The 14,062-nt window shown below is 60.2% G+C and carries 12 protein-coding genes and 1 pseudogene; 7 read left to right on the top strand and 6 right to left on the bottom strand.

What is annotated here, in order from left to right; all coding sequences use genetic code 11:
- Positions 1–144: 144 nt before the first annotated feature.
- The 6 genes from QA644_RS34185 to QA644_RS34210 form a co-directional block, all read right to left on the bottom strand.
- Positions 145–612: a lipocalin-like domain-containing protein gene (locus QA644_RS34185; RefSeq protein WP_283074343.1), complete on the bottom strand. Its 468-nt coding sequence runs from the start codon at positions 610–612 to the stop codon at positions 145–147.
- 195 nt (positions 613–807) lie between these two features.
- Entirely contained in the window at positions 808–1,707 is a 900-nt protein-coding gene (gene folD, locus QA644_RS34190; RefSeq protein WP_283074344.1) for a bifunctional methylenetetrahydrofolate dehydrogenase/methenyltetrahydrofolate cyclohydrolase FolD, read from the bottom strand.
- Between the two features lie 23 nt (positions 1,708–1,730).
- Positions 1,731–2,264, bottom strand: a complete 534-nt coding sequence (locus QA644_RS34195) for a sarcosine oxidase subunit gamma family protein (protein WP_283074345.1) — start codon at positions 2,262–2,264, stop codon at positions 1,731–1,733.
- Entirely contained in the window at positions 2,257–5,220 is a 2,964-nt protein-coding gene (locus QA644_RS34200; protein WP_283074346.1) for a sarcosine oxidase subunit alpha family protein, read from the bottom strand. The genes QA644_RS34195 and QA644_RS34200 overlap by 8 nt, the downstream gene beginning before the upstream one ends.
- Complete coding sequence (locus QA644_RS34205) at positions 5,217–5,495, bottom strand: sarcosine oxidase subunit delta (RefSeq protein WP_283074347.1); 279 nt, start codon at positions 5,493–5,495, stop codon at positions 5,217–5,219. The genes QA644_RS34200 and QA644_RS34205 overlap by 4 nt, the downstream gene beginning before the upstream one ends.
- A 24-nt stretch (positions 5,496–5,519) precedes the next feature.
- Positions 5,520–6,770, bottom strand: a complete 1,251-nt coding sequence (locus tag QA644_RS34210; protein WP_283074348.1) for a sarcosine oxidase subunit beta family protein — start codon at positions 6,768–6,770, stop codon at positions 5,520–5,522.
- A gap of 101 nt (positions 6,771–6,871) precedes the next feature.
- Here QA644_RS34210 and QA644_RS34215 point away from each other — a divergent pair, with 101 nt between their 5' ends.
- The 7 genes and pseudogenes from QA644_RS34215 (at position 6,872) to purU (ending at position 13,929) form a co-directional block, all read left to right on the top strand.
- On the top strand, positions 6,872–7,846 hold the full coding sequence (locus QA644_RS34215; RefSeq protein ID WP_283074349.1) for a GlxA family transcriptional regulator: 975 nt from the start codon (positions 6,872–6,874) through the stop codon (positions 7,844–7,846).
- A gap of 41 nt (positions 7,847–7,887) precedes the next feature.
- Positions 7,888–8,573: pseudogene (locus tag QA644_RS34220) on the top strand (helix-turn-helix domain-containing protein).
- A gap of 60 nt (positions 8,574–8,633) precedes the next feature.
- Entirely contained in the window at positions 8,634–9,539 is a 906-nt protein-coding gene (locus QA644_RS34225; RefSeq protein WP_283074350.1) for a glutamine amidotransferase family protein, read from the top strand.
- 4 nt (positions 9,540–9,543) lie between these two features.
- Entirely contained in the window at positions 9,544–10,230 is a 687-nt protein-coding gene (locus tag QA644_RS34230; protein WP_283074351.1) for a GXGXG domain-containing protein, read from the top strand.
- A gap of 14 nt (positions 10,231–10,244) precedes the next feature.
- A complete protein-coding gene (locus QA644_RS34235) occupies positions 10,245–11,573 on the top strand; it encodes an FMN-binding glutamate synthase family protein (protein WP_283074094.1) in 1,329 nt (442 codons plus the stop codon).
- Between the two features lie 80 nt (positions 11,574–11,653).
- Positions 11,654–12,961, top strand: a complete 1,308-nt coding sequence (gene glnT / locus QA644_RS34240) for a type III glutamate--ammonia ligase (RefSeq protein ID WP_283074095.1) — start codon at positions 11,654–11,656, stop codon at positions 12,959–12,961.
- Between the two features lie 83 nt (positions 12,962–13,044).
- Positions 13,045–13,929 carry a formyltetrahydrofolate deformylase gene (gene purU / locus QA644_RS34245; protein WP_283074096.1) on the top strand — a complete coding sequence of 295 codons (885 nt, stop codon included), beginning with the start codon at positions 13,045–13,047 and terminating at the stop codon, positions 13,927–13,929.
- Positions 13,930–14,062: the final 133 nt, after the last annotated feature.

Here is a 14,062-nt window from a genome sequence, read left to right on the forward strand (position 1 = left end):
CGGCATAGGGATGCGTTCGCCGGGTGACCAATTCCTGGCGGCCGCACTTTTGGCCCATAAAGGTTCAGGGGCAAAAAAGATCCCGGCTGTGTAGCCGGGATTGGGGAGGAACGCTCGGAGGTAACATGCCCGCCTGCTCTTGACTTAAGGCTCTCTCTCCCACTCCAAGATTCCGCGCACTGTCTTTCCGGCCTGCGTGGCTGGAGCGCTTTCGATGATCAGGGTGTCTCCGTTCACGCGATAGGTCCGTTGTTGTTCGGAGCCCACCAACTTCTGATCACCCGCAATGTCAACTTTCGTAATGAAACGATCGTTCTCCAGCCGATATTTCCCGGAGTACGTATACAAGCTGCGGAAGGCGGCACTCTGACCGTCGGCGCCTTCGGCCGGCTTGCGATCTTCAGCGGTAATCAGAACGAATATGCGATCCGATGATGAGAAGAAGACGTAGCCCGCAGGGCGCTCCCCGAACGGAGAAGGTTTTTGTTCCTTTGTGTCCACGTCTTCCATCACCCAACGTTTCAGCTTCCATGTGCCGGTGAGCGTATTGGTGTCGGCGAAAGCAGGGTGAATGCTAGAAAGTGCGACCAAAATTGCGAGAAGGATTCGCATTGTCAAGCTCCCTTGGATCTGGCGCTGTAATTAGATTCCGTGGCCAGTTGCCCGATCAATGCTAGATCGCTTTTCTTGCGTTACCCAATATCAAATTCATCTCCCGCCATGCCAAACGGATATACTCCCCGATGACAACCGATGGTACATCCGCTGATCCTACCAAGAACGATTAGGCTTTGATTGCCACAGTCCTCAAATGCGCGGTGGCACATGGCGGCACGCTCTGTGGGCGGCAATCATCGTGTTCGCCATCAGCATGGCGATGGTCATTGGGCCAACCCCACCTGGAACAGGCGTGATGACCGCAGCGACCTTCGCGGTCTCGGCAAATGCCACATCACCGACGAGACGTGTCTTTCCATGGCCCTTCTTCGGGGCTGCAACGCGATTGATACCGACGTCGATGACCGTTGCGCCGGGCTTGACCCAATCCGCCTTGACCAACTCCGGGCGGCCGACGGCGGCAACAAGAATATCGGCCCTGCGGCAGACGGCCGACAGGTCCTTGGTGCGCGAATGTGCGATCGTAACAGTCGCGTTCGCATTCAAGAGCAACTGCGCCATCGGCTTGCCGAAGAGGTTCGAACGACCGATGACCACGGCGTTCATGCCCGACAGGTCCTCCCCGTGCGTGCGGCGTACGAAGACCATCGCGCCTGCAGGCGTGCAGGACACAAGGCCGGTTTCGAGATCGCCGGACGCAAGCTTGCCGGCGTTGACGACATGCAGACCATCGACGTCCTTTTCCGGCCGGATCGACTGGATGATGGGCTCGCTGTTCAGCGGCTTCGGCAGCGGCAGTTGTACGAGAATGCCGTGAATGGACGGGTCGCCGTTGAGCGTTGCGACGATGGCAGCAAGTTCTTCCTGCGTCGTCTCGGCAGGCAGCGTATGCTGCACCGACTTGAAGCCGCATTCCTCGGCCATATTGCTCTTGGAATTGACATAGGCGTGACTTGCAGGATCGTCGCCTACGATCACAACCGCAAGACCGGTTTTGACACCGCTTTGTTTTTCCAAAGCCGCGGTCGCCACCTTGACGGTTTCAATTACCGAAGCCGCGACCTGCCTGCCATCAATCACTGTCGTCACGCGTGCCTCCCAATAGCTAGCGGTTAGGCGAACTCGGCACTCATCTGTGCCAGGTCGTCCCAAAGGCTTTCTGCGAAACCGCGCAGAACAATCAGTTCGAACGCATCGTCGGAGATCCGCGTGACGTGGCTGGAGATGTGACCAATCAGGCAGGTGGTGGAGCGACCGAGAGGGAAAACACTCTCGTGCAGATCAACGCCCGTGCCCTTTGCCAGAACGCGCTCGACCATTGGGCCACTGACGCGGATACGCACGCGGCCATGGCTCTGGTCGACAATCTTTACCATGCTTCCGAGATTTGCTTGGATCGCCACCAGCGCGTCATGTGAAAGCGGCTCCTCGCCGACGACAAACCATTGTGCCGGCGCCACGTGTCTGACTGCGCCCGGCGTGCCACCAGAGAGTGGTAAAAGATCGCGGGCCAAATCCGGCCCGCCCTGTGGGCCCAGCACATGCAGAATATATCCTTCCGACCCGGCGGTGACGGTGATGCCTGCGCCGGTTATCGGTCGCTGACCGGCGAGTGCCGAACGGAGTTGGGTGCGGTACTTAGACATGGAGCCTCACATTTTCTGGGTCGAAGAAAACCGGTGAGCAAAGCTTGCCGGGGGTGAACTCGTTGCGTAGGCCATTCCAGATTATAACTTCCTCGCCATGGCGCTCCGATCCGCGCTTGACCAAAGCAAGGCCGATCGTAGAGCCGATGTGGGGAGAAAAGGCGCTCGAGCTGATATAGCCCTGATCGTTTTCGAGCGTCGCTGCGACGTCTTTCGCCAGTATGTGCGAGCCGGTGCGGAAGGAGGCCGACGGATCGACCGGAACGACACCGACGAGCTGAAGGCGCTCGGCGGAGGAGAGGCCTTCACGGCAAACCATCGCCTTGCCGATGAAATCGGCCTTGGCGGTCGAAACCATCTTCGCGAATCCCAGATCGGCGGGCACGACAGTGCCGTTGATCTCATTGTGGGTGACATGTCCCTTCTCGATGCGCAACACGCTTAGTGCCTCGACACCATAAGGCTGGATTCCGTGCGCGGCACCTTCTTCCATCAGCGCGTCGGCGACGCTCTCGCCGAAGCCAGCGGGTACCGCAAGCTCGAATGCGAGCTCGCCGGAGAAGGAGATCCGAAATAGCCGGCCGTGGAGCTGGCCGCCGAACAACGAGACTTCCATCGCAGCGAGAAATGGAAACGCCTCGTTCGAAATATCCTCATCGACGATCTGCTGCAGGATCAACCGCGCCTTGGGACCTGCGATCGCCATCTGCGCCCACTGATCAGTCGCCGATGCTAGCCGTACGTCAAGATCCGGCCACAGCGCCTGCGAGCAGAATTCGAGGTGGTTCATCACGCCTGCCGCATAGGCTGTTGTGGTCGTCATGAAGAAGTGATCATCCAACAGGCGGCTGGTTGTGCCGTCATCGTAGATCATGCCGTCTTCGCGCAGCATCAGACCATAGCGAGCCCTACCGACTGGCAGCTTCAAAAAGGCATTGCAATAGACGCGGTTGATGAATTCGGCCGCGTCCTTACCGCAGATCTCGATCTTGCCGAGCATCGATACATCGCAAAGGCCGGCATTCTTGCGAACGTTCAGCACTTCCCGGTCCACGCTCTCGCGCCAGCCGCTTTCGCCGGAGCGCGGGAACCAAGACGAGCGATACCAAAGTCCGGTCTCGACGAACTGAGCGCCGTTCTTCCGTGCCCATTCGTGAAGCGGCGATTTGCGTACGGGCTGAAAATGAGCGCCGTGATAGGCGCCGGTCAGAGCGCCGAACGAAACCGGTGTATAAAATGGCCGGAATGTCGTGGTGCCGACATCAGCAGGCGAAATGCCGCGTGCTTCGGCCAGCAGGCCTATAGCATTGACGTTGGACAGCTTTCCCTGGTCTGTCGCCATGCCGTTGGTTGTGTAACGTTTGGCGAGTTCAACATGGCCGTATCCTTCGTGCACGGCCAGTGCGAGGTCCTTGCGATGGACGTCGTTCTGATAATCGACGAAGGCCTTGCCCTTGACGCCAGGAATGTTCCACAGCGGCTTTGCCGCGGGCGCGCCAATGTCTCCTTCTACAGGCCCGAAGCCGACGGCGGTTGCCTTGAAGCCTAGCCGGTCAAGCAGTTCGGCTGCGCGCTGGGCGCCGTCGGCCGCGCATGCGGCCATGCCTGTCGTCGAATGGGCACTTCCGACAAGGTCGAGGCCCCTGAGGTCGTCGGGTGCCCGGAACGCCGCGTGCTCGTCGGACCAGGCCGGTTTGGCGCCGCGATGGCAGGCGAGGTGTATGATCGGGCTGAAGCCGCCGGCCATCGCCAGCGCATCCACGGAGATGCTCTCCATCCGGCCACCTCTGGAGACGTCGATCCTGGCAAGCGACTTGCCGCCATGGGCATCGGTGACGACCGCGCCTGCGATCACCCGCGCCGTGCCACGATAGGCAAAACCGCGATCCGGTCGGCTATCGATGATGGCTACAGGGACGATGCCGCATGCTTCGAGATCCTGCGCCAGTGCGTAGCCACTGTCATTGGTGGTGAAGATCGCGACATCTCTGCCGGGCGCAACGCCATAGCGGTTCAGATAGGTGCGCATTGCGGTTGCCATCATCACACCCGGAATGTCGTTGCCGCCAAATATCAGGGGCCGCTCCTCGGCGCCGCTGGCCAGAATTGCCCTCTTGGCGACGACGCGCCACAGCCGCTCGACGGGCACTGTCGCTTCAACGGTGGGAAAGTGCTTTTGAACCCGCTCGACGGCGCCGAAGACGTTGCCGTCGTACCAGCCGAAGGCGGTCGTGCGCGTGAGGATCTCGACATTCACAAGCGATTTCAGCTCTTCGACGATCCCGCTTGCAAAGACGGATGCCGTCTTGCCGTCGATGATGGCGGTCTCGGACAGCAGCGATCCGCCGGCCATGGCATGTTCGTCCACGAGAATGACGCGCGCGCCGGAGCGTCCGGCCGTCAGTGCGGCGGCGAGCCCGGCCGGACCTGCTCCGATAACGAGCAGATCACAATGTGCCCAGCACTTTTCATAGGCGTCGGGATCGGCCTCGTAGCCGCCCTTGCCAAGGCCGGCGGCCTTGCGGATGAGCGGCTCGTAGAGCTTTTCCCAAAGCGGCGCTGGCCACATAAAGGTCTTGTAGTAGAAGCCCGCGCCAAGGAACGGCGACAACAGGCTGTTGACGGCGCCGATGTCGAATTCGAGCGACGGCCAGCGGCTTTGACTCCTGGCCTGCAGACCCTGATACAGCTCCTGCATCGTGGCGCGGGTGTTCGGCTCGGTACGGCCGCCGTGGCCGATTGTCATCAAGCCGTTCGGCTCCGCTCCGCCTGCTGTCAGGAAACCACGCGGGCGGTGGTACTTGAAGCTGCGACCGACGAGCTGGCGGCCATTGGCCAGCAGGGCCGATGCTAGGCTGTCACCTGCAAAGCCGAGCATCCGCTTGCCGTCAAAGGAAAAGGAAAGCGGCTTGTCGCGGTCGATAAGGCCGCCGGATTGAATGCGATAGGATGTCATGGGCGAGTATCCGTTGCCTTGGCCAAAGAAGCGTCGCGGCTTGCTTCGATCTCGTGGGTACCAGTGTCGCGGGTTATCACCAGCCAGCGGCGGCAGCCGGACGTATGGTGCCAGTACTCTTCGTAGAGGCCGCGCGGGTTTTCGCGCAGGTAGACATAGTCCACCCAGCTCTGCGCATCAGCGCCGGGCGCTGGGCGGGCAAGGACGGCGCCCTTGATGGTGAATTCTTCCTTGGGTCTTGCGCCGCAATGCGGGCAGGGGACGAGACTGGCCATGTCGGGCTATTCCTTATTCAAAGATCAGTGAAGGTTGGGCTGGGCGCCCTGGCCCTTTTCGTCAATCATGTAACCGCGCTCGAACCGATCGAGACGGAAGGCGATCGCCGTTTCCTGCGGCGTTCCGCGTGCAAGAAGATGGGCGAAGCAATAGCCGGAAGCCGGCGTCGCCTTGAAGCCGCCGTAGCACCAGCCGGCATTCAGGTAGAGGTTGTCGATATGTGTGCGGTCGATGATCGGCGAACCGTCCATGCTCATGTCCATGATGCCGCCCCAGGAGCGCAGGACCCTCAGCCGAGACAGGGCAGGAATCATCGCCTTGCCGGCTTCCGCAACGTGCTCGACGGTCGCCAGATTTCCGCGCTGGGCGTAGGAATTGTAACCGTCGATGTCGCCGCCGAAGACCAGGCCACCCTTGTCGGACTGCGACACGTAGAAATGGCCGGCTCCGAACGTAACAACGCCATCGATGAACGGCTTCAAGCCCTCGGAGACGAAGGCCTGCAGCACGTGGCTTTCAATGGGAAGCTTCATGCCCGCCATCTCGGCTACGCGCGAGGAGTTGCCGGCCGCCGCCAGGGCGAGCTTGCCGCAACCGATGAAGCCCTGGCTTGTCTCGACCCCAACGACCTTGCCGTTCTCGCGGCGGATGCCGGTGACCTCGCAATTTTGAATGATATCGATGCCGCGCATGTCGGCACCGCGTGCATAGCCCCAGGCGACCGCATCGTGACGTACGGTGCCACCCCGCTTCTGCAATAGACCGCCCTGGATCGGGAAGCGGGCATTGTCGTAGTCGAGGAAGGGCAGCATCTTGCGAACAGCGGCTCGATCCAGCAGCTCGGCATCCACACCGTGCAGACGCATGGCATTGCCGCGCCGCGTATAGGCGTCGCGCTGAGCATCCGAATGATACAGGTTCAGCACGCCTCGCTGGGAGACCATGGCATTGAAGTTGAAGTCCTTCTCCAGCCCTTCCCATAGTTTCATCGACAGCTCGTAGAAGGGATTGTTACCCTGCAGGAGATAGTTGGAGCGGATAATCGTTGTGTTGCGGCCAACATTGCCAGAACCGATATAGCCCTTCTCAAGTACCGCCACATTGGTGATCCCGAATTTCGTGGCGAGATAATAGGCCGTCGCCAGCCCGTGGCCGCCGCCACCGATGATGACGATGTCATAGTTCTTCTTCGGCGTCGGCTGCCGCCAAGCGGGTGTCCAGCCGCTGTTGCCGCGAAAGGCGTTCAGAAAGAGGGAGAGTGCCGAGTAGCGCATGATGGCCTGCCGTATCTCTTGAGAATGATGTGGGCAGGAGACTATCCCTGGAGCGCATCGCGCGATTGCATCAAAGGGACAAACTACTATAAGATTCGGACATGACGTCCAACGACCTCAAGAGAATGCAACGCATGGGATTCGTGCTGATGCCAAATTTCGCGCTGATGTCCTTTGCATCGGCGACCGAGCCACTGCGCGCCGCAAATCTTATTGCTGGCCTTACGCTTTACGACGTCGCGGTATTGTCGCCGGATGGGCGGGCAGTGCGCAGTTCGTCCGGTCTGAGCGTCGATTGCGGGGATCTTGCTGCCGACGGGAGTGGCTGCCATACGGTGTTCGTCTGCGCGGGTGGCAGCCCTACCGACTGGGCGGATCACGCGGGACTGTACGCGACCCTGCGAAAGCTGGCGCGCCAGGGCGTGCGGATCGGCGGTATTTCCAGCGGCGCATTCGTGCTTGCTGCCGCGGGGTTGATGGACAACCGGAGTTTCACCATCCACTGGGAGCATGCGGCCGCGCTCAGGGAAGCATTCCCGCATCTCAACCCACGTCAGGCGCGCTATGTCATCGACGGCGACCGTATCACCTGCGGTGGCGGTGTTGCCCCGCTCGACATGATGCACGCGTTGATCTCGGAGCGCATGGGTTCGCATTTCGCCCGCCGGGTCAGCGACTGGTATCTGTACACCGACATCGCCGAACCGATGGCGCCGCAGCGCGCGTCGGCCGCCGAACGCTTCGGAACGTATCATCCAGCGTTGCTTGCAGTTCTCGAAAAGATGGAGGCGTCCATCGAGCAGCCGCTTGACCGCGCGAGCCTGGCGAAACTGGCGGGTATCAGTCCGCGTCATCTGGATCGCCTGTTTTCCCAACATATGAAATCAGGCTTTCTTGAGACCTATCGGGGCATCCGGTTACAGTACGCGCAACGGCTGCTCGAGCAGAGCCCGCTCTCCATTGCTGAGATCGCCTTCGCGACAGGGTTCTCCAGCGCCAGCCATTTCTCCAACGCGTTCAAGGCGATGACCGGCAAGCCACCAAGTGCTTTTCGTTTGAGGTTTCCTCAGAATTAAGCGATTATTCCTCTCACGATACAATCGCTGGGCAGGGAAGAATGGTAGAGAAGACGGCGAAAGTCGACGCAGCATTGTCGCAGGATCCGCATGCCGTGCGCGAGCCGCGGGTCAACAACCTCGAAATGGCGATCGGCCACGAGGTGCGCGCCTACCGCAAGAAACTCGGCATCACGGTCACCGACCTGGCGGCCGCCACCGGCATTTCGCTAGGCATGCTGTCGAAGATCGAGAACGGCAACATCTCGCCGTCGTTGACGACGCTGCAATCGCTGTCGCGGGCGCTCGGCGTGCCGCTAACCGCTTTCTTCCGGCGCTACGAGGAACCGCGCAACGCCGTCTTCGTCAAAGCGGGTCAGGGTATCGAGCTCGAGCGGCGCGGCACGCGCGCCGGCCATCAATATAATCTGCTAGGCCATATCGACAACAATACCAGCGGCGTCATCGTCGAACCCTATCTCATTACGCTGACAGCCGATTCCGACATCTTCCCGACCTTCCAGCACGAGGGAATGGAGTTTCTCTATATGCTCGAGGGCGAGGTTGTTTACCGCCATGGCGACCAGCTTTTCCAGATGCAGCCGGGCGACAGCCTGTTCTTCGATGCCGATGCACCGCATGGGCCTGAGCAACTGGTTGCGCCCGCTATCTCTCCATCATTTCATACCCGCAACGCCATCTCAGCTCCGACCAACTTTTCCTTAAAAGAAAATTTTATTCCCCATAGTTGATCTCTGGAATTCCATATGATAGCCCTTCATTCAGACACGAATGGAGGTACGCACAGATGTGTGGCATTGTTGGACTATTCCTGAAGGACAAGAGCCTGGAGCCCCAGTTGGGGGCGCTCCTGTCGGATATGCTGATCATCATGACCGACCGCGGTCCTGACTCAGCGGGTATCGCGATCTATGGTGCCGCCGCCGACGGCAAGGCCAAGGTTACTCTGCAGTCGGCTGCGCCGGATACGGATTTCGGCGGTCTTGCCGCGGATCTCGGCCGTGTCGGCATTGCCGCGACGGTCAGCGTCAAGAGCACCCACGCTGTCGCAGAAGTCGACGCCGCTAAGCTCGCCGAGATTCGCGCGGTTCTGGCCGCCATTCGCCCCAACGTCCGCATCATGGGTTCCGGCGACAGTGTCGAGATCTATAAGGAAACCGGTCTCCCGAAGGATGTCGTTGCCCGCTTTGACGTTCGCTCGATGGGGGGGTCGCATGGCATCGGCCACACCCGCATGGCGACGGAATCGGCCGTAACCACGCTTGGCGCACACCCCTTCTCGACCGGCGCAGATCAGTGCCTGGTGCACAACGGTTCGCTATCCAACCACAACAATCTGCGTCGGGAACTTGTCCGTGAGGGCATGACCTTCGAGACGCAGAACGACTCGGAGGTCGCGGCCGCCTACCTGACGGCGGAAATGGCAAAGGGAAAAAACCTCGGCGAGGCGCTGACCGGCGCACTCGATGATCTCGACGGCTTTTTCACCTTTGTCGTCGGCACCAAATCCGGTTTCGGCGTGGTGCGCGATCCGATTGCCTGCAAGCCCGCCGTCATGGCGGAGACCGACCAGTATGTCGCCTTCGGCTCCGAATATCGCGCGCTGGTCAATCTGCCGAGCATCGAGACTGCCCGGGTCTGGGAGCCGGAACCGGCGACCGTCTATTTCTGGGATCACGAGAAGGCTGCCTGAGACAATGCCAACATTCGACCTCTCCACAACTGAACTGCGCGCCCTCAACAGTGCACTTCACGCCATTCCAAGCGGCTCCAACGACACTGCATTTGAAGTGATCAATCCGCGCGGCAGCCATTCGGTTGCCGTCGGTATCGATGCGCTGGTCACCGTCGATGTGAAGGGATCCGTCGGCTATTACTGCGCCGGTATGAACGACGGCGGCGCCGTCACCGTTCATGGTTCGGCCGGTCCGGGCGTTGCCGAAAACATGATGTCCGGCACCGTCGTCATCGAGGGCGACGCCAGCCAGTATGCCGGCGCCACCGGCCGCGGCGGGTTGCTCGTCATCAGGGGCAATGCCGCATCGCGCTGCGGCATTTCGATGAAGGGCATCGATATCGTCGTTCACGGTAGCATTGGCCACATGTCGGCCTTCATGGGCCAGTCCGGCCATCTCGTCGTGCTCGGCGACGCCGGCGATGCGCTGGGGGATTCGCTCTACGAAGCCAAGCTCTTCGTCCGCGGCGAGGTCAAGAGCCTCGGCTCCGACTGCATCGAGAAAGAGATGCGGCCGGAGCATCTGGAGAAGCTTGCCGAGCTGCTCGAGCGCGCAGGGGTCACGGGCGTCAGGCCCGAAGAGTTCAAGCGCTACGGCTCGGCTCGCAAGCTCTACAATTTCAACATCGACAACGCCGACGCGTATTGAGGCGAGGGACACCCATGAGCTATCACAACCCCTATACCCCGCCACGCAAGTCCGCGACCTTCGATGACTATACGCTCGCCGAAATCCGTCGTGCGGCCGCCACCGGGATCTACGACATCCGCGGCGCCGGCACCAAGCGCAAGGTTCCGCATTTCGACGATTTGCTGTTCCTCGGCGCCTCGATTTCACGCTATCCGCTCGAAGGCTATCGGGAGAAGTGCGACACGACGGTGGTGCTCGGCTCGCGCTTTGCCAAGAAGCCGATCACGCTGAAGACTCCGATCACCATTGCCGGCATGAGTTTTGGCGCGCTTTCCGGCAACGCCAAGGAAGCGCTCGGTCGCGGTGCGACGATCGCAGGCACCTCGACCACGACCGGCGACGGCGGCATGACCGATGAGGAGCGCGGCCATTCGCAGACGCTGGTCTACCAATACCTGCCCTCCCGCTACGGCATGAATCCTAGGGATTTACGCCGCGCCGACGCGATCGAAGTCGTGGTCGGGCAGGGCGCCAAGCCCGGCGGTGGCGGCATGCTGCTCGGCCAGAAGATCTCCGACCGCGTCGCCAATATGCGCAACCTGCCGAAGGGCATCGATCAGCGCTCAGCCTGCCGCCATCCGGATTGGACCGGCCCCGATGATCTGGAAATCAAGATCATGGAGCTGCGCGAGATCACCAATTGGGAAAAGCCGATCTACGTCAAGGTCGGCGGCGCGCGTCCCTATTACGATACAGCCCTTGCCGTGAAGGCCGGCGCCGACGTCGTCGTGCTCGACGGCATGCAGGGCGGCACGGCGGCCACACAGGACGTCTTCATCGAGAATGTCGGCATGCCGACACTCGCTTGCATTCGTCCGGCGGTTCAGGCGCTGCAGGATCTCGGCATGCATCGGAAGGTGCAGCTGATCATCTCCGGCGGCATCCGTTCGGGCGCCGACGTAGCCAAGGTTTTGGCGCTGGGTGCCGATGCCGTCGCCATCGGCACGGCGGCGCTCGTGGCGATCGGCGACAACGATCCGCATTGGGAAGACGAATACCAGAAACTCGGCACAACGGCCGGCGCTTATGACGACTGGCATGAAGGCAAAGATCCGGCTGGCATCACGACGCAGGACCCGGAACTGATGAAGCGGCTTGATCCAATCGCCGCCGGCCGCCGTCTCGCCAACTATCTGAAGGTTATGACGCTGGAAGCCCAGACCATTGCGCGCGCCTGTGGCAAGAACCACCTGCACAACCTGGAACCGGAAGATCTTTGCGCCCTGACGATGGAGGCCGCCGCTATGGCCCAGATCCCGCTCGCCGGCACAAACTGGTATCCCGGCAAGGGAGGCTACTGATTTCTACCGGCCGGGCAAACATCCCGGCCGTCTCGCATCCATAACCAAGGTGTCTCCAAGAAATCCAAAGGGGAACGAGAATGACACTGGACCTTGCTGCTTTTGCCAGAGACAAAGGCATCAAATATTTCATGATCAGCTATACTGACCTGTTCGGCGGTCAACGCGCCAAGCTGGTCCCCGCAGAAGCCATCGCCGATATGCAGAAAGATGGCGCCGGCTTCGCGGGCTTTGCAACCTGGCTCGATTTGACGCCTGCCCATCCCGACCTGTTCGCGGTGCCCGACGCCTCCTCCGTCATCCAACTACCCTGGAAGAAAGACGTCGCATGGGTTGCTGCCGACTGCGTCATGGACGATCAGCCTGTCGAACAGGCACCGCGTGTGGTGCTGAAAAGACTGGTCGCTGAAGCTGCGAAAGAAGGGCTCCGGGTGAAAACCGGCGTGGAGCCCGAGTTCTTTCTTATCTCTTCGGACGGCTCGGTGATTTCAGACCAGTTCGATACAGCCGAGAAGCCTTGCTACGATCAGCAGGCCGTGATGCGTCGCTATGATGTCATCGCCGAGATTTGCGACTACATGCTCGAGCTTGGCTGGAAGCCCTATCAGAACGACCACGAGGACGCGAATGGCCAGTTCGAGATGAACTGGGAATATGACGACGCTCTTCAGACGGCAGACAAGCATTCCTTCTTCAAGTTCATGGTCAAGTCGGTCGCCGAAAAGCACGGCCTTCGCGCCACCTTCATGCCGAAGCCCTTCAAAGGCCTGACCGGAAACGGTTGCCATGCCCACATCTCCGTCTGGGACATCGATGGCAAGGTCAACGCCTTCGCGGACAAGGAAATGGCCTTCGGGCTCTCCGCTCAGGGTAAAACCTTCCTCGGCGGTATCATGAAGCATGCATCGGCACTGGCCGCCGTCACCAATCCGACGGTGAATTCCTACAAGCGCATCAACGCACCGCGGACGATATCAGGGGCTACGTGGGCTCCTAACAGTGTGACCTGGACAGGTAACAACCGAACCCACATGGTCCGCGTACCAGGTCCAGGTCGCTTCGAACTCCGTCTGCCGGATGGAGCCGTCAATCCGTACCTTCTACAGGCCATCATCATCGCCGCCGGCCTGTCAGGCATCCGCAGCAAGGCCGATCCCGGTCCGCACCACGATATCGACATGTATCGCGAAGGCCACACGATCACCGATGCGCCGAAACTGCCATTGAACCTGCTCGACGCCCTTCGCGAATACGAAAAGGACGCCGAGCTTCAGCAAGCGCTCGGTCTCGAATTCTCCGCCGCCTATCTCAAGTTGAAGCGCGGCGAGTGGAACACCTATTGCTCCCAGTTCACCGAATGGGAGCATCAGACCACGCTCGACATCTGAGTTGAAGCCTGGCCGAGAGCCAGGTTACGCTTTTCTCATGAGGTGATCGCTACCTCATGAGGTCTATCTCAAGGAAAGATCTCGTGAAAAACATCGTTCTTACCGTGTCCTGTCAATCAACCCGCGGCATCGTTGCGGCCATCTCCGGCTATCTCGCCGGGAAAGGTTGTAACATCGTCGACAGCTCGCAGTTCGACGATCTGGAGACCGACAAATTCTTCATGCGCGTGAGTTTCATCTCCGAAGAAGGTCTGTCCTTAGAAGAGATCGGGGCTGGGTTCGAGACGGTCGCGGCGCAGTTCGACATGACCTATGAAATGCATGACGGCCAGCAGAAGATGAAGGTGCTGTTGATGGTCTCGCGCTTCGGGCACTGCCTGAATGATATTCTATATCGCTGGAAAATCGGTGCGCTGCCGATCGACATTGTCGGCGTCGTCTCCAACCATTTCGATTACCAGAAGGTCGTCGTCAATCACGACATTCCCTTCCATCACATCAAGGTGACAAAGGAAAATAAACCTGAAGCCGAAGCGCAGCTTCTCGCAATCGTGAAGCAGACTGGCACCGAGCTAATCGTGCTCGCCCGCTACATGCAGGTGCTGTCCGACGGACTCTGCAAGCTCATGTCCGGCCGAATCATCAATATCCACCATTCCTTTCTCCCAAGTTTCAAGGGCGCAAACCCCTACAAACAGGCCTACGAACGCGGTGTGAAACTGATCGGGGCGACGGCGCATTACGTCACCGCCGATCTCGACGAAGGTCCAATCATCGAGCAGGACACGGCGCGCATCACGCATGCGCAGTCGGCAGAAGACTATGTCTCGATCGGCCGCGATGTTGAAAGTCAGGTCTTGGCCCGTGCCATCCATGCACACATCCATTATCGCACCTTCATCAATGGCAATCGGACGATCGTTTTCCCGGCAAGCCCCGGCGGCTATGCCTCTGAACGCATGGGCTGATGCGTTCTCCGACCTTTGCCAAGTGTAGTTGAACTTCAATGCAGTATTTGGTACGCCATAATACGATTCTGACGAGGTCGGTGCCCGAGGTGGACTTCGGTCGGGCGCCGATACGTCCAACCCGGGGGCTTGA

The organism is Rhizobium sp. CC1099, assembly GCF_029714385.1.
Taxonomy (GTDB): domain Bacteria; phylum Pseudomonadota; class Alphaproteobacteria; order Rhizobiales; family Rhizobiaceae; genus Rhizobium.

Bases quoted from the DNA above. Each gene is read 5' to 3' on its own strand.
- QA644_RS34185 (WP_283074343.1), bottom strand. From the start codon at position 612: ATGCGAATCCTTCTCGCAATTTTGGTCGCACTTTCTAGCATTCACCCT.
- QA644_RS34195 (WP_283074345.1), bottom strand. From the start codon at position 2,264: ATGTCTAAGTACCGCACCCAACTCCGTTCGGCACTCGCCGGTCAGCGA.
- QA644_RS34200 (WP_283074346.1), bottom strand. From the start codon at position 5,220: ATGACATCCTATCGCATTCAATCCGGCGGCCTTATCGACCGCGACAAG.
- QA644_RS34205 (WP_283074347.1), bottom strand. From the start codon at position 5,495: ATGGCCAGTCTCGTCCCCTGCCCGCATTGCGGCGCAAGACCCAAGGAA.
- QA644_RS34210 (WP_283074348.1), bottom strand. From the start codon at position 6,770: ATGCGCTACTCGGCACTCTCCCTCTTTCTGAACGCCTTTCGCGGCAAC.
- QA644_RS34215 (WP_283074349.1), top strand. From the start codon at position 6,872: ATGACGTCCAACGACCTCAAGAGAATGCAACGCATGGGATTCGTGCTG.
- QA644_RS34225 (WP_283074350.1), top strand. From the start codon at position 8,634: ATGTGTGGCATTGTTGGACTATTCCTGAAGGACAAGAGCCTGGAGCCC.
- QA644_RS34230 (WP_283074351.1), top strand. From the start codon at position 9,544: ATGCCAACATTCGACCTCTCCACAACTGAACTGCGCGCCCTCAACAGT.
- QA644_RS34235 (WP_283074094.1), top strand. From the start codon at position 10,245: ATGAGCTATCACAACCCCTATACCCCGCCACGCAAGTCCGCGACCTTC.
- glnT (WP_283074095.1), top strand. From the start codon at position 11,654: ATGACACTGGACCTTGCTGCTTTTGCCAGAGACAAAGGCATCAAATAT.